The organism is Nocardioides daphniae (assembly GCF_004777465.1).
Taxonomy (GTDB): Bacteria; Actinomycetota; Actinomycetes; order Propionibacteriales; family Nocardioidaceae; genus Nocardioides; species Nocardioides daphniae.
The window spans coordinates 1,172,162-1,195,837 of record NZ_CP038462.1 but is presented as its reverse complement, the minus strand read 5'-3'; the positions used below and the strand labels follow the sequence as shown (position 1 = coordinate 1,195,837).

The following is a 23,676-nucleotide window of genomic DNA, read 5'->3' as shown; positions in this document are numbered from 1 at the left end:
TCCGGGCCCAGCGTGCGTCAGATCGCGCAGCCGTCCGGGCCGCAGGCCTCGGCGTCGCCGCCGACCACGGCGATGGCCGGGTGGGAGTCGGCCCAGGCCTGCTCGAGCACCTGGCTGAAGACCTCGACGGGCTGGGCGCCGGAGATGCCGTACTTGGCGTCGACCACGAAGAACGGCACCCCCGTCGCGCCGTACGCCCGGGCCTGCGCAACGTCGTCGGCGACGGAGGCTGCGTACTCCTCGCTGGCCAGGACGGCGGCGACGCGGTCGGCGGGCAGCCCGACGGAGGTGGCGACCTCGGTGAGGACGCGGGCGTCACCGACGTGGCGGTTGTCGACGAAGTGCGCGTGCAGGAGTGCTTCCTTCAGCTGGCCCTGGAGCTCGGGACCGCCGGTCTCGAGGGCGAGGTGGAGGACGCGGTGCGCGTCGACGGTGTTGGCGTGGAAGGAGTGGTCACCGAACTCGAGGCCCTCCTCGGCGGCGATGCCCCGGGTGCGCGCGTGCATCTCGGTGACCTGCGCGGGACCACCGGGGAACTTGGCTCCCAGCGCCTCGACGGTGGTGACGACCTCGTCCTTCGGGGCGCTCGGGTCGAGCTGGTAGGAGCGCCAGACGACCTCCACGTCGTCGGCGTGGTCGAAGGTGGCCAGGGCGGACTCCAACCGGCGCTTGCCGATGTAGCACCACGGGCAGACGACGTCACTCCAGATCTCGATGCGCATGTGCTGGCCAACGCCGCGGCGGCGGCGGTTTGTTCCCTCGCCTGTTCCCCACTCCCCCGAACGGGGCAGGGGACGACCCTGAGCACCTCTCAGGGTCGCTCGGGGGTCGAGCCCGTTGGTCTCCCCGATGTGCGCGGGGGCACACCGGCGCGAGGCTGTGGCCCATGATCACAGTCAACGCTCTCACCAAGAGGTACGGCGGCTTCCTGGCCGTCGACGACGTCTCGTTCACGGCACAGCCCGGCCGCGTGACCGGCTTCCTGGGGCCCAACGGCGCCGGCAAGTCCACGTCCATGCGCGTCATGGTGGGGCTGACCCCGCCGACCCGGCGAGGCACTCGTCAACGGCCGCCGCTTCACCGACCTGCCGAACCCCGGACGGGAGGTGGGCGTGCTGCTGGACGCCTCGGCACAGCACGCCGGGCGCACGGGCCGCGACATCCTCAAGGTCGCCGCGCTGACCATGGGCCTGCCGCTGGGGCGGGTCGACGTGATGCTGGCCAAGGTCGGCCTGAACGAGGAGGAGGCGACACGACGGGTGCGCCACTACTCGCTCGGCATGCGCCAGCGGCTCGGCATCGCGGCCGCCCTGCTGGGCGACCCGCAGGTGCTGATCCTGGACGAGCCCGCCAACGGCCTCGACCCGGCCGGCATCCGGTGGATGCGCGACCTGCTGCGCACCTTCGCCGACGACGGCGGGACGGTGCTGCTCTCCTCGCACCTGCTCCACGAGATCGAGGTGATCGCCGACGACCTGGTGCTGATCGGCAACGGCCGCGTCGTCGCGCAGGGCACGAAGGCGGAGCTGCTCGCCGCGGCGGGCACGGTCGTACGCGGCTCGGACGTCGAGGCGCTCGCCACCGCGATGAAGGCCGCGGGCCTGCACGTCACACGTACGCCTGACCACGCGCTCCACACCGACGCCTCCCCCGACATGGTCGGCCGGGTCGCACTGTCGGCGGGGGTCGCCCTCACCGAGCTCAGGTCGGCCGACGGCGCCGGCCTGGAGGAGATGTTCCTCGAGCTCACCGCCGCCTCGCAGCGCGAAGGAGTCGCAGCATGAGCACCACCACGTACGTCCCGTCCCCCACCGACACCGGTGCCGTGCCGGGCCGCGCCCGGGGCGCCGTCGCCCCGCTGAGCTTCGCCGGGCTGCTGCGCGTCGAGCTGGTGAAGATGTTCAACACCCGGTCGGGCTTCTGGCTGCTGGCGAGCATCGCGATCCTGTCGGTGCTCGCCTCCGGAGGGGTGATCCTCTTCGGCGGGGAGAGCGCGATCAACTACGAGAACTTCTCCGCCGCGATCGGCATGCCGATCGCCATCATCCTGCCGATCCTGGCGATCCTGTCGGTGACGTCGGAGTGGAGCCAGCGCACCGGCCTCACCACCTTCACCCTGGTGCCGCACCGCGGTCGGGTGATCGCGGCCAAGGCACTGGTCACGGTCGCCGTGGGCGTGGTCGGCATCGTCGTCGCCATGGCTGTCGGCGCGGTCGGCAACCTGGTCGGGGCCGGGATCCACGGCGTCGACGCCGTGTGGGGGCTGACCGCGACGGACCTGGCGCTGGTGCTGCTCGGCAACGTGATGGGGATGCTCATGGGCTTCACCCTCGGCGTGGTGCTGCGCAACTCCCCCGCCGCGATCGTCGGCTACTTCGTCTACAGCCTGATCCTTCCCAACGTCTTCGGGGCGCTGGCGTTCTACCAGGAGTCGTTCCACGACGCATGGCCGTGGGTGGACCTCTTCTACAACGTGACGTCACTCTTCGCGCAGACGCCGACCGCCGAGGGCTGGGCCCAGCTCGGCGTGACGACCCTGATCTGGATGGTGGCGCCGCTGGTCATCGGGCTGCGCTACCTGATGCGCAGCGAGATCAAGTGACGACGCACTGGCTCCACTCCTGAGCCCCCACTGGCGGCCTCGGCGCACTGCGTCGAGGCCGTCGGGCGTGGTCGCTCCGGACCCGGGTCAGGCAGGTGTCAGGTCGGTCGTGCCGTGGCGGTCGCGTCGGAACCGTTGCCCGTGGGGTGAGGTCCACTCGAAGACCCCGCTGCCTGGCGATTCCAGGTGCCACGCGGTGTGGGTCTTGAGCCGGTGGTGGCTCCGGCAAAGCGTCGCCAAGTTGCTTGTCTCAGTAGGCCCTGGTTGGAGTCGGCCCTCGCGCGCGGCGGCGTGGTCGAACGGGACGACGTGGTCGACGTCGCAGCGTCGACTCGGTCGGGTGCAGTGCGGGAAGACACAGGTCTCGTCACGCAGCTGGACCTGGCGGCGGAGCCGGTCGGTGGGTTCGTAGCAGTCGGTCGCGAGCGAGGCGTTGAGGTCGACGACCGGCAGGATCCGCACGTCGGTGTGGCTGGTGGCGACCCAGCGTCGGACCTGCTCGAGCAGGATCAGTCGCTGGCGGTTCTCCAGCTGGCCGGTGACGCCGAAGGAGATCGACTCGTCGGGCTCGACCGAGGCGGTGAAGTGCAGGTGCAGGTCGACGCGGCGGGCAGTGGTGCGGCCGACCGTCTCCTCGTCTGCACCTGCGCCAGCGAGGTCGAGGGCGGTCTGGTGCCGGGCCAACTCGCCGAGCGCGAGGGAGCGGCGTACGTCCAGCGACTCCTCGCAGCCGGCTGCCTTCAACCCGGCGGCACCGGCAGCGACGGCCTGCTCGAGGTCCAACGCATCGGCAATGTCGAGCTCGGCGTGGACCTGCATCGTCGTCGCGAACGGGTCGCGCTCGCCGACGATCGTGACGTGCCGGGTGTCGGACTGTGCGTTGTCGTCGTCCTCGTCGGTCGCGAGCCCGTAGAGCTTCATCGCCCGTCCGATGAGCCGGTCGATCGCCGCGCGACCCATCTTCTCGATGAACGGCGCGACCTGTCCGTCGATCCACGCGACGCCCTCAGCGGGCAACGCCGGGTAGGCATGGATCGTGGCCTCGGGCACCAGCCGGGCTCGCCAGACCGGCACCTCCCCGGCCGTCACCCGCGCCCAGAGCTTGGGCAGCCGGTGCGCCAGCTCCAGGGTGTGGCCGATGAGCTTCTTCGCCGCATCGGTCGACAACCCCAGCGCACCGCCGAGCTCGGCGACGGCGTACTCGTTGACCTCCGGGGTCCCGTCGCCCGAGATCGGCTCGATCCCCAGCTGGCAGTGGAACGCCGCAGCGTCGCGCCCGTCCTCAGCGGCCGGATGCGCGATCGCCCATTCGTAGGCGATGAGCAGCGTGTCCGCCTCCGCGCGCCGCACCAGCGCCGCGTTGGCACGCGCCAGCGCGACGAGGTCACCAGGAGACGTCACGGATTCGAACATGTGTTCGATTCTACGGAAGTCTCAGCGCCCTGACCATCCCCTCGAATCGGTATCCGGAAAGACGACGACGCCCGCCGAACCTCACGGTTCGACGGGCGTCGTACGAATGGTCACCCTCCGGCACACCTCGCTGGCGCTCGGCGTACCTCCGGGCTCACTCCTCAGCGTGCAGCGGTGCTTCATTTGCTGCACGCCTGCGGGGCTCACCCTCCGGCACACCTCGCTGGCGCTCGGCGTACCTCCGGGCTCACTCCTCAGCGTGCAGCGGAGCCCTCGGTGTAGTCAGCGTCCTGCTGCTTCCACGAGAAGTGCTTGCGCAACTTCTGGCCGGTCTCCTCGATCGGGTGGGCAGCACCCTTGGCACGCAGCTCGAGGAACTCCTTGGCGCCGTTGTCCTGGTCGTCGATGAAGCGCTTGGCGAAGTTGCCGTTCTGGATGTCCGCGAGGACAGCCTTCATGTTCTCCTTCACCGACGGGTCGATGACGCGCGGGCCGGAGACATAGTCGCCGTACTCAGCGGTGTCGGAGACCGACCAGCGCTGCTTGGCGATGCCGCCCTCCCACATGAGGTCGACGATGAGCTTGAGCTCGTGCAGCACCTCGAAGTAGGCGATCTCCGGCTGGTAGCCGGCCTCGGTCAGGGTCTCGAAGCCGTACTGGACGAGCTGCGAGGCACCACCGCAGAGGACGGCCTGCTCGCCGAACAGGTCGGTCTCGGTCTCCTCGGTGAAGGTGGTCTTGATGACGCCGGCGCGGGTGCCGCCGATGCCCTTGGCGTAGGACTTCGCGAGGTCCCAGGCCTTGCCCGAGGCGTCCTGCTCGACCGCGATGATGTCCGGGATGCCGCGGCCGGCGACGTACTCGCGACGCACGGTGTGGCCGGGAGCCTTGGGGGCGACCATGATCACGTCGACGCCCTCGGGCGCGGTGATGTAGCCGAAGCGGATGTTGAAGCCGTGGCCGAAGACCAGGGTGTCGCCCTCGTTGAGGTTCGGGGCGATCGACTCCGTGCGTACAGCTTGCGCTGGTGCTGGTCGGGAGCGAGGATCACGATGACGTCGGCCTCGGCAGCGGCCTCGGCGGGCGTGAGGACGGTGAAGCCCTCGTCCTCAGCCTTCGCACGGGACTTGGAGCCCTCGGGAAGACCGATGCGGACGTCGACGCCGGAGTCGCGCAGGTTCAGCGCGTGGGCGTGGCCCTGGCTGCCGTAACCGATCACGGCGACCTTCTTGCCCTGGATCAGGGTCAGGTCAGCGTCGTCGTCGTAGAACATCTCAGCCACGGTGGGCTCTCCTTCTTGAGGGGTGCGGTGCTGTTGGAAATCTTCGCAACAGGCGGGTCGGGGTGTCCACGCGGGGTGCTCCCGACCGCGGACGGGTGGATCAGACGTACGCGTCGGGCACGGGGACCGGGACCGGCTTGGCGGTGCGCTCGGTGATCGAGCGCGAGCCGCGCCCGATCGCGACCATGCCGGACTGGACGAGCTCACGGATGCCGAAGGGCTCGAGCACCGCGAGGAAGTCACGCAGCTTGTCGGAGTTGCCGGTGACCTCGATGGTCACGGCGTCGGGCGCCACGTCGACGACCTTCGCCTTGAAGAGCTGGATCGCGTCGAGGACGTTGCCGCGGGTCTCCGCGTCGGCCTTGACCTTGACCAGCAGCAGCTCGCGGCGCACCGAGGCGTCACCGTCGAGCTCGACGATCTTCAGCACCTCGACGAGCTTGTTGAGCTGCTTGGTGACCTGCTCGAGCGGGAGGTCCTCGACGTTGACCACGATGGTCATCCGGGAGATCTCGGGGTGCTCGGTCGGGCCCACGGCGAGGCTGTCGATGTTGAAGCCACGGCGGCTGAAGAGGGCCGCCACGCGGGTCAGGACGCCCGGCTTGTTCTCCACCAGGACGGACAGGGTGTGCTTGCTCATCAGAGGTCGTCCTCGTCGAACTGGGGAGCCAGGTCCCGGGCGTACTGGATGTCGTCGTTGCTGGTCCCGGCGGCGACCATCGGCCACACCATCGCGTCACGGTGGACGCGGAAGTCGATCACGACGGGCTGGTCGTTGATCTCCATGGCCTTCTCGATGGTGGCGTCGACGTCGGCCTCCGACTCGCACGACAGACCCACGCAGCCCAGCGCCTCGGCGAGCTTGACGAAGTCGGGGATGCGCTTGGAGTGCAGGTCGGTGTTGGAGTAGCGCTCGTTGTAGAAGAGCGTCTGCCACTGGCGCACCATGCCGAGCGACTCGTTGTTGATCACCGCGACCTTGATCGGGATGTCGTTGATCGCGCAGGTGGCCAGCTCCTGGTTGGTCATCTGGAAGCAGCCGTCGCCGTCGATCGCCCACACCGTGGTGTCGGGGGCGCCGACCTTGGCACCCATCGCGGCCGGCACCGAGTAGCCCATGGTGCCCAGGCCGCCGGAGTTGAGCCAGGTGTTCGGGTGCTCGTAGCCGATGAAGTGGGTGGCCCACATCTGGTGCTGACCGACACCCGCGGCATAGATCGACTCCGGGCCCGAGATCTTGCCCAGGCGCTCGAGGACGTACTGGGGCGAGGCTGCCGTCGGTCGGCTTGTCGTAGCCGAGCGGGTAGTTCTTCTTGGTGGTCGCGCAGAAGTCGATCCACTGCTCGTAGTCGCCCTCGCGACCCTGCTCGGCCTCGGCCTTGAGCAGCGCCAGCAGGTCGACCAGCACCTCGCGGGCGTCGCCCACGATCGGCACGTCGGCGTGGCGGTTCTTGCCGATCTCGGCCGGGTCGATGTCGGCGTGGATGACCAGCGCGTTGGGCGCGAAGGAGTCCAGGTTGCCGGTGACGCGGTCGTCGAAGCGGGCACCGAGGCTGATGATCAGGTCGGAGCGCTGGAGGCCGGCGACCGCGGCGACGGTGCCGTGCATGCCGGGCATGCCCAGGTGCTGCGGGTGCGAGTCGGGGAAGGCGCCGCGGGCCATCAGCGTGGTGACCACGGGGATGCCGGTGTACTCGGCCAGCGCTCGCAGCTCCTTCGAGGCGCGGGCGCGGATCACGCCACCACCGACGTACAGCACCGGGCGCTTGGAGGCGAGCATGAGGCGCGCGGCCTCACGGATCTGCTTGCTGTGCGGGCGCGTCACCGGGCGGTAGCCGGGCAGGTTGATCTCGGTCGGCCAGGTGAAGCCGGTCATCTGCTGCAGCGCCGACTTGGTGACGTCGACGAGCACCGGACCGGGGCGACCGGTCGAGGCGATGTGGAAGGCCTCGGCGACCGTGCGCGGGATGTCCTCGGGGTCGGTCACCAGGAAGTTGTGCTTGGTGACCGGCATCGTGATGCCGCGGATGTCGGCCTCCTGGAAGGCGTCGGTGCCGATCAGCGACGAGCCGACCTGCCCCGTGACGGCCACCATCGGGACCGAGTCCATGTAGGCGTCGGCGATCGGCGTGACCAGGTTGGTCGCGCCCGGCCCGGAGGTCGCCATGCAGACACCGACGCGGCCGGTGGCCGTGGCGTAGCCCTGCGCGGCGTGGCCGGCGCCCTGCTCGTGGCGGACCAGGATGTGACGGATCTTCTTCGAGTCCATCAAGGGTCGTACGCCGGGAGGATCGCGCCGCCGGGAATGCCGAAGATGTGCTCGACACCCGCGTGCTCCAGTGATCGCACCAGGCTCTGTGCACCGGTGATGGCGCCGCCCTGCTCGCTCATCTCTTGTTCTTCCTCACTGCCCTGCTCGGTCGATCGCCGGTCGGCGACCATCGTCGTGTGCCCAACAAAAAACCCCTCGGCCGGAGTCGGCGACGAGGGGTGACGCGTGTGTCTGGAGACGTTGTCTTCAGCTCACGCGTCGCGTGCGTACGAGAAGGTCCATGCGCATGGACCTACGGTCGCCGCCACGGGCACCCGACGTCAACCCAGTGTGCCATGCGTCCCACATCGTGAGCCGGCGATCCCACTCCTCGGAGGCCCCCGGGGCGTGTGGTGCTCCCCACGCGCGGTTCTCCTACAGTGTCCGCGTGGAAGGCGAGCACGAGGACGGGGCGACCGTGGAGCGGTGGTTCCTCACCGACGGCGGGGTCACGCACGTCGTCGAGGTCACCGAGGCCGGCCTGCGCAAGCGGATCCTGTGGCGCCGGGGCGCGGAGACCCTGGCGGTCGCCCTGACGGCCGACGACAAGGCCCAGCTCACCGCCGGCACCTTCCCCGACGACGCCCCCGAGTGGGACGCCGAGCGCGCACGGCTGGCCGCGCTGTCCGAGGAGGAGCGCGACGCCCTGGGTGCCGTCGCCCTCCGGCTCGCGCCCCTGGTCGGCCCCACCCGTCGCGTCACCTGGCACGCCGAGCCGGCCAACGCCGCGCTCGGCCTCGGCGCCGTCGACCTCACGCCGGAGCCGGGCTCCAAGGCGGCCGCGCGCCAGGAGTGGATCCGCCGGCACCCCCACCTGCACGCGCTCCGAGCCGGGCTCACCAAGGGCGGCAGCATGATGGCCGCCCTGCTGGCCGTCCTGGTGCTCACCCGCTGGGTGCTCCCCTGGCTCTCCCGGTTCGTCCCGAACTGGGACCTCCCGTCGATCCCCTGGCCCGACTGGAACCTGCCCTCCATCCCCTGGCCGGACATCGACCTGCCCTCGATCCCGTGGCCCGACTGGAACCTGCCGGACGTCTCCCTGCCCGGCTGGGTCGAGCCTGTGGTCAAGTACGGCGTGCCGGTGCTGGTCGCCGTCCTGCTCGCCCTCAACGAGGCGCGCCGGCACCGCAAGCAGGAGAAGGTCGTGGCCCCCGAGGGTCCGCGAGACAAGGGCACAGCCACTGGACGTGCAAGTGTCCCGGAGGCCGATGGCCCCCGGGACACTGACCGGGAGGGGTCACGCGCCGCCACGCACGACCCCGCTCCCGGGAGCACCGGCACGGACTGACCCCCATCTCGCCCGTCCCGGAACGCCCTGCTGTCTGTCATCCAGACTGACGCAGGGCGGGTCCACGGCACATCCGTGAGATCACCGATGTGCCCACGTAGGACGTACGCAGTCAGGTCGTCGTGTACTCGTCGACGTAGCCGGACTTGTCCCCACGCCCCTGCACGACCATCGCCGGGGCATCGCCCGGGACCCGCGCGGGTCGCGCCATGACGCGTGCCCCGCTCAGGTCCTTGGGTCGCGCGCGGCGGACCACCAGCGGCGTGCTCACCACACCCGTGGCGCCGTTGACGACCTGCAGCCCCCGGGCGCCGGCGACCTTCGCGTGCCTCAGCTTGGCGGGCAGCGTACGCAGCCCTCCCCCGCGCCGTCGGACGCGTCGCGCGCCCTCGGCGACGAGCAGCGCGGTGTCGTGCCCCAGCAGCGCCCAGGCGTCGGGGCGACCCCCGACCTGACGCTTCCAGCGACGGGCGAGGTCGCGCGCGTGCGAGTTGCCCTGGTCGTACGCCCACGCGGACGTCGTCCAGGCACCGGCGCGCGCGAGCTCGGCCCGGCCGGCCGCGCCGAGCTCGAGGCTCAGCGGGTCGACCACGATGCTGCCCTGGAAACCGGCAGCGCGGCAGGCCTTGACGATCTCGACGGCCCGCTGCTTGGTCGCGTGCACGCTGACGACGGCGGCGCCGCTGCGGCGCGCCTGCCGGGCGGCCTCGACGAGGCCCTTGGTCGCCTGGTGCGTGACGGCGCGGCCGACGACCCGACCGCCGGCGCCGGTGAAGCCGCGCTGCAGGGCGTAGACCGAGTCGTAGCCGGCGTCCGGCGCTGCGGTGATCGTGAAGACCGAGCCACCCAGGCGACGCGCGGCGAAGCGACCCATGGCGAAGGCCGACTGCCAGATCTGCAGCGAGTTGACCACGACGCCCGTGAGCGACAGGTCGTTGACGTGGGCCCCGGAGTTGGCGACCACCAGGGCGACCTTGCGCTCCGCACAGAGCTGCGCCACCCGCGGCAGGGCGAGCCCCGAGATGGCTGCGACGAGCACGTCGGCACCGCCGTCGAGGACCTTGACCGCCTCGGCGTGGGCGGCGCTGGGCGAGTGGACCGTGCGGCTGCGCAGCGTCACCGGTTGCCCGGCCCGGGCGAAGCCGATGCGCAGGCCGGCCAGGAGCCGCTGGCCGGCGCGCCCGTCCCCCACCCCGGCGGTGAGGAGGACGGCGACGCGCAGCGGACGAGCCGCGTGCGCGGGCGCGGCCTCGATGGTCAGGGCGGCGCCGGTCGCGGCCGTACCGGCGAGCACGCCGCGGCGCGAGACGCCGACGGGGCGCTGGGTGTCCTCGGCGCTGGAGCTGGGGGTCATGGCTGGTTCTCCTGGGCGGACGGAAGGAAGCAGGCCGTCATCACGGACGCTGCGGGAAGACGCCCTGGAGGGCGATGCAGTACTGCATGACCAGGTAGGGCTGCATGTTGTTGTGCGGCAGTGAGCCACCACTGGGGGCGAGGGACTCGGGCGCCATCTGCTCGGTGCCGCCGCTGGTGGCGTAGAGGTCGCCCTCGGGCGGGGTCGCCAGGGCGGCGCCGGCCACGGGCGTACGGGAGGTCGCCTCGGCGTTCGACACCTGCACCGTGTGGGAGTGGACGGGCATCTCCGACTCCAGCAGGGTCACGCTCTCCTCTCCGCCGGTCTCCCCGAGGTCGTGGAGGCTGAGGCCGGGGCCGTGACCAGCTCCCATCGCTGCGGCTCCCTGGAGGTCGGGCAGCGCGAAGGTCGACCTGCCGTCGCCCCCGAAGGAGGTGCCGAGGAGGGAGAAGAGAGCGGTGTTCTGCGAGATCGGGAGCAGCTGCCCGTCGCAGCGGGCCCAGCCCGTGGGCGCGAAGTTGAACGGGAACGAACGGATCTCACCGACGAAGGGATCGGCCATGGGTGGCTCCTGGTGGTTCTGGTGCGAGTGGGCGGTCAGGTGGGCTGCGGTCCGGCCGGGTCACTGACTGGGGAAGATGCCGTAGAGGCTGATGACGTAGTTGATGCACAGATAAGGCATGAAGTTGGTGTGCGGCTGGCTGCCGCCGGCCGGGCCGAGCGTCGCGGGCGAGAGCGCCGTGTTCGGGGTCTCCCCTGCTGCGTACGCGCGCACGCCCGGAGGCGTGGCGAGCACGCCACCGCGCGGAAGGTCATGGGTGCCGGGGCCGTCAGAGACGACCAGCGGATGGAAGTGCGACGGGATCTGCTGGACGCTGAGGGTGACCTCCTCGACGCCGGCCATCCCACCGATCTGGTGGGTCGTCCCGTCCGGACCGGTCCCCATGTGGACGGGGACCCGGCCACGCAGGTCAGGCACGGCGAAGGTGTTCTCGCCGTCGCCACCGTAGGTGGTGCCGATCAGCTGGAAGAGGACGTCGTTCTCCGCGATGGACAGGAGCTGTCCGTGGCAGAACGCCCACCCGTTGGGGGCGAAGTTCCATCCACCGAGCCGAATCTCACCGACGTAGGGCTGTGCCATGAGTGACTCCTGCTCACCAGTTCTGACTCGGGAAGATGCCCTGGAGGGCGATGATGTAGTTCATGACGGTGTAGGGCTGCATGTTGTCGTGCGCCTGGCTGCCTCCGGCGTTGGTGACGCTCGCCGGGTGCAGCGCGGTCAGGGAGCCCGCCGCCACCGCGGGGAGGGCGTACGCGTCGGGGACGGCCGCGAGCCTCGCCGCGCTCCCGGGGTCCGCGGCGGCCCCGCCGGTGTGCGCGGTCACCCCGTGGGAGTGCTGCGGCAGGTTCTGGATGTTCAGCGTCACGGCAGTCGCGCCTGCAGCCTCCCCCAGCGTGTGGCCGTTGCCCTCGTGCACGATGACCCGGCCCCTGAGGTTGGGCAGGGCGAAGTTGACCCGACCGTCGCCGCCGTACGTGGTGCCGAGCAGCGAGAAGAGCGCCTGGTTCTGGTTGATCGGCAGGAGCTGGCCGTTGCAGAGGGCCCAGCCCTTCGGGGGGAAGTTGAACGAGGTGAGTCGCACCTCGCTGAGGAATGGTTCAGCCATGGAGCTCTCCTGTCAGAGGACGGGCGCGGGGCACGCTGCCGTGCCGGCCTGGGTGGCGAGGAAGGTGGGGACGGTGACCGAGCTCCCCGGGTTGTTGGCGGTCAGGTAGGGCGTCACGGCTGCTGCCGTCCACGCACCGGCGTAACCCGGGAGCGTCAGCTGTCCGCCCAGCGCCCTGAGGGTGATGCCTCCGGCGGTCGTGCGCAGGTCGAGGCAGCTGCGCCCGGAGTTGGCGACACCCGTGACACCCGTCGTGAGGCTGGCCGGGGAGGTTCCGGTCCAGGTGTTGTTGGCGGTCGTCAGGTTGAGGACGCTGCCTCCCCGCGCTCCTGAGACCCGCAGCGGAGCCCCGCATGCGACGCCGCTGTTGCCGGTCACCGCCGTGGTCAGGGTCGCCCCGCCCTCGGCGTCGACGACGACCGCGGGCGTCCCGGCGCACCCTGCAGCACCGAAGACGTTGTTGGCCACGCGGCCCTCGAGGAGCCCGCTGGGGGTCGGGCGCTCGCCGACGCTGGTGCTGACCACGATGCCGGCGCCGTCGACGGCCTGGACCTGGTTGTTCGAGACGTCGAAGACCATCCGTCCCGTCCACGGCGCGCCGCCGGCGTTGACGGCGATGCCCTGGCCGGCTCCGGTGGCTCCGGACCTGGCGAGCGTGTTGCCGGTGATCGTCGCGCGCGACGTACCGGTGCCACGCGCGACCACCTGGACCTGGTCGCCCTTGTTGTCCCGCAGCGTCGAGCCCGTGACGGTGGTGGTGACCTGCGAGGAGCCGAGCGACTCCACGCGTACGCCGTCGCGTGCGGCGCCCGTCGCGCCGGAGCCGGAGACGGTGCTGTTGTGCACGGTGACCGGGACGTCGCCCGAGGCTGCGGTGACCACAACTCCGGAGTCACCCGCCCCGGTGACGGTGGTGCCGTCGAGGCGGAGGGCACCACCCTGGACGGCGTACGTCACCGCCACGGCGTCAGCCTGGGCACCCGTCACCGACGAGTTGAGGAGCGCGAGCGGGCCGGCGAGGGCGTTGGCGTCGACGCCTCGCTGACCCAGGCTGACGAGCTTGACCCGGTTGAGCTCGAGGGAGACTCGGCCGTCGGTGAGCACGGGGGTCGCGGCGGTGATCGTGCCTCCGCTGTCCGTGGTGCCGGTGCCCTGCACGATGACAGACTGGCCCTGGACCGACCTCAGCCGCAGTCCGTAGCCGACGAGCGAGCTCGGCACGTTGAGCGACCGCAGCGTGAACCCGGCGGCTCCGACCGTGGTGTTCTCGAGGCTGACGGGACCGGTGACGGTGTTGCCGGTGGCGCCCATAGTGACGGTGCCTGCGTTTTGAATGCGCCCCGAACGCCGTCGCGCGCCGGACCGGTTGAGGGTGACGACCCCACCGAACGTGGTCACCGACGAGTTGCCGCTCAACGCGACGGATGCGCCGCTCACGGGGCCGCTGAAGGTGAGGGCAGCGCTGTTGCCCGACGCGGTGACGTTGCCCGTGACCGACTTCTCGAAGATGACGGCGGCGCGGCTGTTGGTGACGGACACGGCACCGGTGACCGGCTCCTTGAAGGTGGTGGCGGCGGCGTTGCCGTTGACCGTGACCGCGCCGGCGACGTCCGTGTCGATCACGACTGCGCCAGGGCCCCCGGCGACGTCGACGTGCACACCCACGCCCTGGCCCTCGACCTGGCTGGCACTGGTGACGGTGACCGCACCGGAACCACGGACGGTCAGCGCGGCGCCGCTGACGGCACGCATCCGCACGCCGTCGACCGTGCCGCCACCGTCGACGACCACGGCCGGGGTGGAGCCCGTCACGGAGACCTGCGCCAGCGCCGAGGGGTCCGCGCTGATCAGGCCGGGCAGGCCCGCCTGGGCGCCGCGCAGCGTACGACCGCGACCGATGGTCACGGTGCCGTAGGTGCCGTCGGCGAGGTAGACCTCGTCCGGGGCCGCGCCGGCCGCGAGCTGCGGCACCGAGGAGATGTCGCGGAAGTACGAGGTGGAGGTGCCCGTGCCACCGGGAGCAGCGCTGTCGTCGACGTACCAGACGAGGCGCTCACTGATCTCGAGACGCAGGGTGGCCGTCGCGGTCTTGCCCGAGACGCTGCTGCGGACGGTGTAGACGAGCGTGTCGGTGACTGACCTGTCCCCTGCCTTCGGGTGGAAGGTGAACGTGCCGTCGGTCGCCATCACCACCGTGCCGCCACGCGTGGTGGTCAGGGTGCCGGCGGTGACGCTGAGGGAGTCCTGGGGGCCGAACTTGTCCTCCGGGTCGGTGTCGTTGGACAGCACCGAGCCGGTCACCGCCCTGCTGGTGTTGCCGATGAAGCCCGTGACCGTCTCCCCGTTCGCAAGCGGCGCGTAGACCACGTCGTTGACGGTGACCGTGACCAGCCGGGTGAACGTGAGCCCGTCCTTGTCGGTGACCAGGACCTGGACCGCGAATGACCGGGTGACGTCGAAGTCCAGCACCTGGGTGGTCCGGAGCTTGCCGCCCGAGACGGTGAACGGGACGCCGCCGAAGACCGTGAAGGTGTGGGTCTCGCCGCGGTCCTGGTCATCGACGGTGACGTCGCCGACGACCGTGCCGGCCGGCAGCCCCTCGTCGACGTCACTGGCGCTGAGGTTGATCGCCGTCGGCGCTTCCGGCTCGTCGGTGACCGTGACGGTGACGGCGCGCTGGAAGACGCCTCCGCGTTGGTCGTCGACCTTGAGCGTCACGGTGACCGACGGGGTGGTCTCGTGGTTGAACGACGCCGTCGTGACCAGGCGGTTGCCGGAGACGGAGAGCTGACCGGTGCTGATCCGGGAGAAGACGTGGGTGTCGCCGGTGTCGGCGTCGACGGCGCTGAGCGTGCCCACGACGGTCCCGACGGGGGCGTTCTCCGGCACCGAGGTCGACGACAGCACTATGTCCGTGGGGGCCACGTTGACGTCGGTGACCGTCACGGTGAGGGTGCGCCGCGTCGTACGCCCGTAGGCGTCGGTGACCTTGACCTTGACGGTCAGCGTCGGCTCGGCGTCGAAGTCCAGCGGACCCTTGGTGCGCACCTCGTTGCCGACCACCTGGAACCGGTCGTTGTCACTGCCGTCGGCGCTGGTGCCGTCGAGCGCGTAGGTGTAGGGCGTCGTCCCGCCGGACGCGCTCAGGGTGGTGACGACGGTGCCGGCCGCCTGCCCTTCGGGGATCGTCCCGTCCGGAGCCGTCAGGCTCAGAGGGGCGACCACGGTGACGGAGAACGAGGTGGACACGCTCTGGGTGACCGGGGGCGTGCCCCAGGTGTCGCCGATGGTCACGGGGACCGTCACAGGCCCGGGGGCGAGCCCGTTGAGGTCACCGGTGACGACGAGGTTGTCGCCGTCGAACCCGAAGTACAGGGCGTTGACGCCGGTCACGGTCAGGTTCGGCTTGCGCGCGTCCGGGTCGGGCACGGTCAGGGTGCCGACGACCGTGCCGATGGCAGAGTCCTGCATCACGGCCGCCCCCCTGAAGGACCACCCGAGGGACGACTCGTTGACGTCACCCACGGTGACGGCCACCGCGGCTGATGCGGAGTCGCCGTGCTGGTCGGTCACCTTGACGCGCGCCGAGAGCGCCGCCCCGTCGACCTCGAAGTTGAAGGCACGCTTGGTGCGGAGCTCGTTGCCGACGACCTCGAAGAGCGCGTTGTCCGCGGCCGTGCCGTCCAGGGCGTACGTGTAGGGGCCCTCGCCACCGCTCACGGAGAGGGTGCTGACCACGGTGCCCGCGGCCTGGTTCTCGTTGACCGATCCGTCCGGAGCAGTGAGCTCGAGAGGCTGGAGCAGGCTGATCGTCAGGGTCTTCTCGAAGGACTGCGCGACGGCGGGTCCTTGGTGCGACCAGCTGTCGGCTGCCCGGAGGCGGACCTGCAGCTCGGTCGCGGAAGCACCACTGAGGTCGCGCGCGACGCGGAGCTCGTTGCCGACGACCTCGAAGTAGCCGGCTCCGGACTCCGTCGTGGAGACGTCGGTGATCACGGGCTTGCGGCTGTCGGGGTCGACGGCGGTCAACGTGCCGACGACGGTGCCGACGGCCACCGCGGGGTCGGCCACGGCACGGGAGAGCGTGATGTCGGTCGTCGGCTCATTCCTGTCCAGGGCCTGCTCGTCCACGACGTACGTGGTCGTGAGGGACCCGTCGCTGGCCTCCAGGCAGACGCGCACCCGGTTGTTCGACGGGTCCTCGAAGTCCATCGGCGTACGCCTGCGCACGTCGGCGCTGGCGCCGGTCGTGGTCAGGGTGAAGCGGTGGTTCTCGTCCGGGAAGCCCGCGCACGTCGCGAACCGGTAGGTCACGGGCGCGCCTCCGGGTCGTCGAACCGGGCACTGAACCCGGCGGACGGGTCGTTCTCCTCGAGGTCCATCACCGTCGTCGAACGCACAGGCGCCTCGTCGACGTCGGCGACGTCGACCGTCACCTCGCGGGTCCACCTGCGGCCGGCGGCGTCACGCACGGTGACGGGCACGACGTACTGCGCCTGGGCTTCGTGGTCGAACGAACGTCCCGAGCGCAGCGTGGCGCCGGTGAGCGTGAACGGTGCGGAGGCACCGAGCGTGTACGTGTACGGCCCGGTCCCGACCCCGGAGAACGACAGGTCGCCCACCGTGGTCCCGGACGCCGAGTTCTCCGGCAACGAGTCGTTGCTGAGCGCGAGGGCACCGCGGATGTCCGGCGCGACGGTGACCGTGAGCAGCTGTTCGTACGTGTGCGTCACCCCGCCCCACGTGTCGGTGACACGGACCTTGATCGTCTTGTCCCCGGAGACGCCGAGCAGGGATCCCGCGACCTCGACGTGACCGTCGGCGACGGTCAAGAGGCCGCCGTGGTCGCCGCCGGCGACCTCGGTGAAGACGTGCGGCTTCGTGACGTCGGCGTCGGTGGCCGTCAGCGTGCCGACGACGTCACCCGCGAGGGCGGAGTCCAGGACGGTGGTGTCGCTCAGCGCGACAGCGGTCGGGGCGTCGTTGCGGTCGACCAGCTCGACGACGAACGTACGCTCCAGGGAGAGGCTGCCGTCGCTGACGGCGACCCGCACCTGCCGGGTCTCCTCCGCCTCGAAGTCGAGCGCACCGACGGTGCGCAGCGTGCCGCCGACGATCGTGAACTGGGCGTTGTGCGTGTCCCCCGCGCCCGGCACGAGGGCGTACGACAGGAACGCGCCCGCGTCGGGGTCGGTGCCCGAGAGGGTGCCGACCGTCGCGCCGGATGCGTTCTCGGCGACCGTCGCCGACGAGAGCGTCAGGCTGGTCGGCGCCTCGTTGACGTCGTCGACATCCACGTCGAGGGTCGCGGTGAAGAGCGCCGCACCACCGGCGAAGACCTGCACCTCGACCGTGCGACGAGGCGTGACCTCGTGGTCGAAGGTGACGCGGGTCCGCAGCTCATGGCCGACGACCTCGAAGTCGCCGTTGTCGCGGGAGCCCGGCGTCAGGGCGAACGTGTAGGGCCCGACAGCCAGCGGGTCGACGTAGGTCAGGGCGCCGACGGTGGTGCCGCCGGCTGCGTTCTCGTCGACGCTCGAGGTGTCGAGGGTGATCGCACGGGCGCTGAGCAGGTCGATGCGGACCACGCGGGTCAGCGAGGCGTCCTGCGTACGGTCAGCCGCCCACGGGTCGTCGACGCGCACCCGGAGGTCGACCGAGCCCACGGAGAGTCCGGCCAGGGACCGGGCGACCTTGACCTCGTCACCGTCGATGGTGAAGAGGCCGTGCCCGGAGTGGGTGCCGTCGACGGAGACGTCGGTGAAGGTGTGGTTCTTCGTCGCGTCGACGTCGGCAGCAGCCAGCGTGCCCACCACGTCGCCGACCGAGGCGTCGAGACGGATCCTGGTCGGGTCGAGGGTGATCGACGACGGGGCGTCGTTGCGGTCGACGACGGAGATCGTGAACGCGGTGCCCGCGCCGCTCAGGGAGCCGTCGGAGGCTGCGATCCGCACGGTGCGGGTCGGCTTCGCCTCGAAGTCGACGCCGGAGGCCTTGGTCCGCAGCACCCCGTCGTCGATCGTGAAGAGGGCGTTGTCGGTGTCGCCGCTGCCGGCCACCAGGGCGTAGGTGAGCGCGTCCCCGTCGGGGTCGCTCGCGGAGAGACCGCCGACCCGTGCGGAGGCGGTGTCCTCGGCCACCGTCAGCGAGTCCAGGGTGACCGCGGAGGGGGTCTCGTTGACGTCGTCGACGGTGACGGTGAGGGCACGCTCGACACGGGCGGTGCCGTCGTACGCCTGGACGCGCACGCTGCGCTCGTCCCCGGCCTCGAAGTCGAGACCCGCGCGGGTCTTCAGCTCGTCGCCGTCGACGGCGAAGGCCGCGTTGTCGGCGTCACCGGTGCCGCTGACCAGGGACCAGGTGAGGGTGTCACCGTCCTGGTCGTCGGCGCCCAGGGCGCCCACGACGGTGTCGGCGGCGTTCTCCGCCACCGTGCTCGGGGTGAGCGCGATGCCGGTCGGGGCGTCGTTGCGGTCGTTGACGGTGATCGTGAGCTGGCGCGAGGCGGTGAGTGCCCCGTCGCTGACCAGCACCCGCACGCTGCGCGTGGCGGCGACCTCGAAGTCGAGCCCGCTGCGGGTGCGCAGCTCGTCGCCGACCACCGTGAAGAGGGCGTTGTCGGCGTCCCCTGCGCCGGCGACCAGGCTGAAGGTCAGCGTCGTACGCGCGTCGGGGTCGGAGGCCGACAGGGTGCCGACCAAGGCGTCCGCGGCGTTCTCGCCGACGTCGTCGTTGTCCAGGGCGGGCTGGCCAGGGCTCTCGTTGACGTCGGTGACGGTGACCTCGACGACCTTCGTCGCGGTGAGGCCAGCGCGGTCGGAGACCTGGAGACGCACCGAGCGCGTCGCGCCGGCCTCGAAGTCCAGGCCAGCCTTCGTACGCAGCTCGTCGCCGACGACCTCGAACTGGGCGTTGTGGGTGTCCCCCGTGCCGGTGACCAGCGCGAACGTGAGCGCGTCACCCGCGTCCACGTCGTCAGCCGAGAGGGTGCCGACCACGCCGGTGACGTTCTCGGCGACCTCGGCTCCGTCCAGGACCAGGTCGAAGGGCGCCTCGTTGACGTCGTTGACGGTGACCTCGACGACCTTGGGGACCGGGTTGGTGCCGTCGGTGACCAGGACGCGCACGGAGCGGGTGGCGCCGGCCTCGAAGTCGAGCCCGACCTTCGTACGCAGCTCGGTGCCGACCACGTCGAACTGGTGGTTGTGGGTGTCGCCCGCGCCCGTGGCCAGGGAGAAGGTCAGCGGCTGGCCCTCCTGGTCGGTGGCGGACAGCTCACCGACGAGACCGGTGACGTTCTCGTCGACGTCGGAGTTGTCGAGTGCCGGGGCGGTGGGCGCCTCGTCGACGTCGACCACGGTCACGTCGAAGGCGCTGCTGGCGAAGAGCGATCCGTCGCTGACCCGGACCCGCACGCTCAGGTCGCGTCGGGCCTCGAAGTCGAGGGCCCGCTTCGTACGCAGCTCGTCGCCAACGACCTCGAAGTCGTCGTTGTCGTCGTCCCGGGCCGGTGGCCAGCGCGTAGGTGAGGCTGTCACCGTCGGGGTCGGTGCTCGCCAAGCGGCCGACGACGGTGCCGGCGGGGGCGTCCTCGCGGACGCGGTCGTCGCCCAGCGTCGGCGCCAAGGGCGCCTCGTTGACGTCGAGGACGGTGATCGTGAACGTCCGGGTGACCTGCTCCCCCGCTCCGTCGGAGACCTTCACACGGATGCTGTGGGAGCCGGCGGCCTCGTGGTCGAGGGCACCCGCCACGACGAGCTCGTCGCCGTCGACGTCGAAGAGGGCGTTGCCGCCGTCGCCCGCGCCGGGCACGAGGGCGTACGTGAGCGAGTCGGCGTCGTCCTCGTCGCTCGCGGAGAAGGAACCGACGACGGTGCCGACAGCGGAGTTCTCCTCCACCTCGTCGACGTCGAGGGCCAGGTCGCGCGGGCCCTCGTTGAGGTCGTTGACGGTGATGACGAGGGCGCGCTCGTGGGTCGCGCCGGCGGCGTCGGTGACCCGCACGCGGACGCTGCGGGTGTCGGCCGCCTCGTGGTCGAGCGCGCGGGCGGTGACCAGCTGCGTGCCGTCGACGGCGAAGTAGGCGTTGTCGGCGTCGCCGGTGCCGGTCACCAGCGAGAAGGTCTGCGTGTCGTCCGCGTCCTCGTCGTCGGCGGCGAGCCGGCCGACCACGGTGCGCAGGGCGACGTTCTCGTCGACGTCGGCCCTGCTGATCCGCAGGCCGGTCGGAGCCTCGTTCACGTCCGTGACGTCGACGGTGAGGGTGCGCTCGAAGGTGAGGCCGGCGGCGTCGGTGACCTTGAGCCGGACGCTGCGGGTGGCGGCGGCCTCGTGGTCCAGCGGCTGCTTGACGCGCAGCTCGTCGCCGACGACCTGGAAGAGGGAGTTGTCCCCGTCGCCAGCGCCGGTGGCCAAGGCGTACGACAGCGTGTCACCGTCGTCGGGTCGGAGCCGGTCAGCGTGGAGACGACCGTGCCGGCGGGTGCGTTCTCGGCGACCTCATCGCCGGCGATCACCAGCGCGGTGGGCGCCTCGTTGACGTCGGTGACGCGGACCCGGAGCGGGGCGGAGAAGGTGACGCCCTCGGCGTCGGTGACCTCGACCCGGACGGTGCGGGTCTCCTGCTCTTCGTGGTCCAGGGGCGGCTGCTGACGAGCTGGTCGCCGCGGACCGCGAAGTCGTCACCGTCGGCGCCGGGCAGGACCTGGAAGCGGTACGGGGCGCCTGCGTCGGGGTCGGTGACCTCGATGGTGCCGACCACCGTGTCGGCGGGGGCGTTCTCGACGACGATGTTGCGGCTCAGCGCCAGCGCCGTCGGGGCCTCGTTGACGTCGGTGACGGCGATCGTCACGTCGGTGGTCCGGGTCAGGCCGCCGCGGTCGGTCACCGTGAGGCGGACCGACCGCTGCGGGGTCGCCTCGTGGTCGAACGAGGCCGCGGTGAGGAGGCGGGCGCCGTCGACCTCGAAGTCGTCGTTGTCGAGGGCGGAGCCGTCGAGGGCGTAGGTGAGCGTGTCGCCGTCGTCGGGGTCGGAGGCGCTGAGCGTGCCGACCTGGGTGCCGACGGCGCGTTCTCGGCGACCTCGGTGCGGTCGAGGGCGAGGTCGCGGGGCGCCTCGTTGACGTCGGCCACGGTGACGGTGAAGGGGCGGACCAGCTTGCCGCGACGGTAGTCGCGGACCATCACGCGGACCTTGAGGGTCTCCCCCGCCTCGTGGTCGAGGTCGGCGCGGCGAGCAGCCGTCCGTCGGCGATCCGGAAGAGCGAGTTGTGGGTGGAGCCGGCGCCGGCGACCAGGCTGTAGCGCTGCACGTCACCGGGGTCGATGTCGACGGTGTGGAGCGTGCCGACGACCGCGTCCTTGCCGGCGTTCTCGTCGACGATGCCGCCGCCGAGGGTGAGCGAGACGGGGTGGTGGTTGCGCAGCGTCCACGACTTCTCGGGGCGTACGCACTTCTTGGGCTTGGGCGCCCACCGCACCTGCTTGCCGGGGACGGCGCAGAAGAGGGTCTTGTTGTTGGCCAGGCCGCGCTGGCTGAAGCCGCCGCGGGCGTCACACGTACGGAACGAACCGAAGGACTTGAGCACGCCGCCGGGCATGAGGCAGAGCTGGGTGGGGACCTTGACCTTGAACTCGACCTTGGTGCTGCCGGGGGCGCACTTCGCGCCCTTCTTGAGGTGCTTGACCACCCGCGACTTCTTCACGACGCAGCCCTGCGTCATCGGGGTCGCGTTCTTGAGGCGCCCGGGCCCGTACTCGGGCTGCGGCTCGATCGCGGCCGGGCTGTCGGCCACCGGCACGGCCGCCTCGACGGTGGCCGCCGGGAGGACGGCAAAGGCGGAGGCGACCATCGCCAGCAGCACGGCCGGTGCTGTCAGGGCGCGGATCGACATGGACGTACGGCGCTGCGGCATGCGTGAACCTTCTGTGGTCTGACGAGTCCCCACCGCGCAGCATGCACGAGGCCCGCTCCGGGTGTCCCCGGAACGGGCCTAATACGTCGTACTTTTTTGGACCTAGTCCATCGGTGCAGGTCAGAAGAGGACGGCACCCTGGCTGGCGGACTGGACCAGCTTGGAGTACTTGCCCAGCACGCCGTGGGTGAACTTCGGCGGCTGCGGCTCCCAGCCCTCCTGGCGACGGGCCAGCTCCTCGGCGTCGACGTGCAGCTCGAGCGAGCGGTTCGGGATGTCCAGGGTGATCTGGTCGCCGTCCTGGACGAAGGCGATCGGACCGCCGTGCGACGCCTCGGGGGCGACGTGGCCGATGCACGGACCGGTGGTGCCGCCGGAGAAGCGGCCGTCGGTGATCAGCAGGATGTCCTTGCCGAGGCCGGCGCCCTTGATCGCGCCGGTGATCGCGAGCATCTCGCGCATGCCGGGGCCGCCCTTGGGGCCCTCGTAGCGGATGATCACGGCGTCGCCCTTGACGATCTTGCCCTCGGCCAGCGCGTCGAGCGCGGCGCGCTCGCGGTCGAAGACGCGGGCGGTCGCGGTCACGACCTCGGCGTCGAAGCCGGCCGACTTGATGACCGCGCCCTCGGGGGCCAGCGAGCCCTCGAGGATGGTCAGGCCACCGTCCTTGTGGATCGGCGAGGAGACCGGGAGGATCACCTTGCCGTCGACGGCCTTCGGGTTGAGGTCCTCGATGTTCTCGGCGAGCGTCTTGCCGGTCACGGTGAGCACGTCGCCGTTCATCAGGCCCGCGTCGAGCAGCGCCTTCATCACGACCGGGATGCCGCCGATCTTGTCGACGTCGGTCATCACGTACTTGCCGAAGGGCTTCATGTCCGCGAGGTGCGGCGTACGGTCGCCGATGCGGTTGAAGTCGGCGAGCTCGAGGTCGACGTCGGCCTCACGCGCGATCGCCAGCAGGTGCAGCACGGCGTTGGTGGAGCCGCCGAGCGCCATGGTGATGGCGATGGCGTTCTCGAAGGCCTCGCGGGTCATGATCTGGCGCGCGGTGATGCCGTGCTTGAGCAGGTTGACGACCGCCTGGCCCGAGCGGTGCGCGAAGCCGTCACGACGACGGTCGACGGCCGGCGGGGCGGCGGAGCCGGGCAGGCTCATGCCGAGTGCCTCACCGATGGAGGCCATGGTGTTGGCGGTGTACATGCCGCCGCAGGCGCCCTCGCCGGGGCAGATGGCCTTCTCGACCTTCTTGACCTCGTCCTCGGTGATTTTGCCGGCCAGACAGGCGCCGACGGCCTCGAAGGCGTCGATGATCGTGACGTCCTTGCCGTCGACGTTGCCCGGCATCGTCGAGCCGGCGTAGAGGAAGACGCTGGAGAGGTCGAGGCGGGCAGCGGCCATGAGCATGCCGGGCAGCGACTTGTCGCAGCCGGCCAGCAGGACGGAGCCGTCCAGGCGCTCGGCCGACATGACGACCTCGACCGAGTCGGCGATGACCTCGCGCGACACCAGCGAGTAGTGCATGCCGTCGTGGCCCATCGAGATGCCGTCGGAGACGGAGATGGTGCCGAACTCGAGCGGGTAGCCGCCAGCGGCGTGCACGCCGTTCTTGACGGCCTTGGCCAACCGGTCGAGGGAGAGGTTGCAGGGGGTGATCTCGTTCCACGACGACGCCACGCCGATCTGCGGCTTGGCGAAGTCGTCGTCACCCATGCCGACCGCGCGGAGCATGCCGCGGGCGGCGGCCTTCTCGATGCCGTCCGTGACGTCGCGGGACCGGGGCTTGATGTCGGGGGCGTCGCTCATGGGAGCGATGGTAGTCCGCGCGCGCGGGCCGTCAGGCCGGTG

The 23,676-nt window shown here is 70.9% G+C and carries 17 protein-coding genes and 3 pseudogenes; 4 read left to right on the top strand and 16 right to left on the bottom strand.

Annotated elements, in window-relative coordinates:
• Nucleotides 1–17: 17 nt before the first annotated feature.
• Nucleotides 18–722, bottom strand: coding sequence for a DsbA family oxidoreductase (locus E2C04_RS05865; RefSeq protein ID WP_135831912.1), 705 nt, complete (start codon nt 720–722; stop codon nt 18–20).
• Nucleotides 723–886: 164 nt separating this feature from the next.
• Between E2C04_RS05865 and E2C04_RS21845 the strand changes: the two are divergent.
• The 3 genes and pseudogenes from E2C04_RS21845 to E2C04_RS05855 form a co-directional block, all read left to right on the top strand.
• A pseudogene (locus E2C04_RS21845) lies at nt 887–1,295 on the top strand (ATP-binding cassette domain-containing protein); the annotation flags it as partial.
• The gene (locus tag E2C04_RS05860; RefSeq protein ID WP_420873097.1) at nt 1,281–1,784 is read left to right on the top strand and encodes an AAA family ATPase; all 504 of its coding nucleotides are present in this window, start codon (nt 1,281–1,283) and stop codon (nt 1,782–1,784) included. The pseudogene E2C04_RS21845 and the gene E2C04_RS05860, both read left to right, overlap by 15 nt.
• Nucleotides 1,781–2,602, top strand: coding sequence for an ABC transporter permease subunit (locus tag E2C04_RS05855; RefSeq protein WP_135831911.1), 822 nt, complete (start codon nt 1,781–1,783; stop codon nt 2,600–2,602). Before E2C04_RS05860 ends, E2C04_RS05855 begins: the two co-directional genes overlap by 4 nt.
• A gap of 87 nt (nt 2,603–2,689) precedes the next feature.
• Here the strand turns inward: E2C04_RS05855 and E2C04_RS05850 are convergent, their stop codons facing one another.
• The 4 genes and pseudogenes from E2C04_RS05850 to E2C04_RS05835 form a co-directional block, all read right to left on the bottom strand.
• On the bottom strand, nt 2,690–4,015 hold the full coding sequence (locus E2C04_RS05850; protein WP_135831910.1) for an HNH endonuclease signature motif containing protein: 1,326 nt from the start codon (nt 4,013–4,015) through the stop codon (nt 2,690–2,692).
• Nucleotides 4,016–4,269: 254 nt separating this feature from the next.
• Nucleotides 4,270–5,297 (bottom strand): annotated as a pseudogene (gene ilvC / locus E2C04_RS05845) (ketol-acid reductoisomerase).
• 100 nt (nt 5,298–5,397) lie between these two features.
• A complete protein-coding gene (gene ilvN, locus E2C04_RS05840; RefSeq protein ID WP_135831909.1) occupies nt 5,398–5,937 on the bottom strand; it encodes an acetolactate synthase small subunit in 540 nt (179 codons plus the stop codon).
• Nucleotides 5,937–7,688 (bottom strand): annotated as a pseudogene (locus E2C04_RS05835) (acetolactate synthase large subunit). The gene ilvN and the pseudogene E2C04_RS05835 overlap by 1 nt, the downstream one beginning before the upstream one ends.
• Before the next feature lie 308 nt (nt 7,689–7,996).
• Here E2C04_RS05835 and E2C04_RS05830 point away from each other — a divergent pair.
• Nucleotides 7,997–8,896 carry a hypothetical protein gene (locus E2C04_RS05830; RefSeq protein WP_135831908.1) on the top strand — a complete coding sequence of 300 codons (900 nt, stop codon included), beginning with the start codon at nt 7,997–7,999 and terminating at the stop codon, nt 8,894–8,896.
• Between the two features lie 112 nt (nt 8,897–9,008).
• Here E2C04_RS05830 and E2C04_RS05825 read toward each other — a convergent pair whose 3' ends face one another.
• The 11 genes from E2C04_RS05825 to ilvD all read right to left on the bottom strand — a co-directional run bounded on the left by E2C04_RS05825 (nt 9,009) and on the right by ilvD (nt 23,634).
• Nucleotides 9,009–10,250, bottom strand: a complete 1,242-nt coding sequence (locus E2C04_RS05825; RefSeq protein WP_135831907.1) for an ABC transporter substrate-binding protein — start codon at nt 10,248–10,250, stop codon at nt 9,009–9,011.
• A 40-nt stretch (nt 10,251–10,290) separates the two neighbouring features.
• Complete coding sequence (locus tag E2C04_RS05820; RefSeq protein ID WP_135831906.1) at nt 10,291–10,812, bottom strand: phage tail protein; 522 nt, start codon at nt 10,810–10,812, stop codon at nt 10,291–10,293.
• A 60-nt stretch (nt 10,813–10,872) separates the two neighbouring features.
• Nucleotides 10,873–11,391, bottom strand: coding sequence for a phage tail protein (locus E2C04_RS05815; protein WP_135831905.1), 519 nt, complete (start codon nt 11,389–11,391; stop codon nt 10,873–10,875).
• 13 nt (nt 11,392–11,404) lie between these two features.
• Nucleotides 11,405–11,917 carry a phage tail protein gene (locus tag E2C04_RS05810; RefSeq protein WP_135831904.1) on the bottom strand — a complete coding sequence of 171 codons (513 nt, stop codon included), beginning with the start codon at nt 11,915–11,917 and terminating at the stop codon, nt 11,405–11,407.
• Nucleotides 11,918–11,929: 12 nt separating this feature from the next.
• Nucleotides 11,930–16,231, bottom strand: coding sequence for a beta strand repeat-containing protein (locus E2C04_RS05805; protein WP_135831903.1), 4,302 nt, complete (start codon nt 16,229–16,231; stop codon nt 11,930–11,932).
• Nucleotides 16,228–18,165: a cadherin repeat domain-containing protein gene (locus E2C04_RS19370; protein WP_238694494.1), complete on the bottom strand. Its 1,938-nt coding sequence runs from the start codon at nt 18,163–18,165 to the stop codon at nt 16,228–16,230. Before E2C04_RS19370 ends, E2C04_RS05805 begins: the two co-directional genes overlap by 4 nt.
• Before the next feature lie 1,027 nt (nt 18,166–19,192).
• The gene (locus tag E2C04_RS19365) at nt 19,193–20,332 is read right to left on the bottom strand and encodes a cadherin repeat domain-containing protein (RefSeq protein ID WP_135831902.1); all 1,140 of its coding nucleotides are present in this window, start codon (nt 20,330–20,332) and stop codon (nt 19,193–19,195) included.
• Nucleotides 20,333–20,429: 97 nt separating this feature from the next.
• On the bottom strand, nt 20,430–20,804 hold the full coding sequence (locus tag E2C04_RS05795) for a cadherin repeat domain-containing protein (RefSeq protein ID WP_135831901.1): 375 nt from the start codon (nt 20,802–20,804) through the stop codon (nt 20,430–20,432).
• Nucleotides 20,801–21,100 (bottom strand): hypothetical protein, encoded by a 300-nt coding sequence (locus E2C04_RS05790; RefSeq protein WP_135831900.1) that lies wholly within the window; start codon nt 21,098–21,100, stop codon nt 20,801–20,803. Before E2C04_RS05790 ends, E2C04_RS05795 begins: the two co-directional genes overlap by 4 nt.
• Nucleotides 21,100–21,831 carry a hypothetical protein gene (locus E2C04_RS05785; RefSeq protein WP_135831899.1) on the bottom strand — a complete coding sequence of 244 codons (732 nt, stop codon included), beginning with the start codon at nt 21,829–21,831 and terminating at the stop codon, nt 21,100–21,102. The genes E2C04_RS05790 and E2C04_RS05785 overlap by 1 nt, the downstream gene beginning before the upstream one ends.
• A 120-nt stretch (nt 21,832–21,951) precedes the next feature.
• A complete protein-coding gene (gene ilvD, locus E2C04_RS05780) occupies nt 21,952–23,634 on the bottom strand; it encodes a dihydroxy-acid dehydratase (RefSeq protein ID WP_135831898.1) in 1,683 nt (560 codons plus the stop codon).
• Between the last annotated feature and the right edge of the window lie 42 nt (nt 23,635–23,676).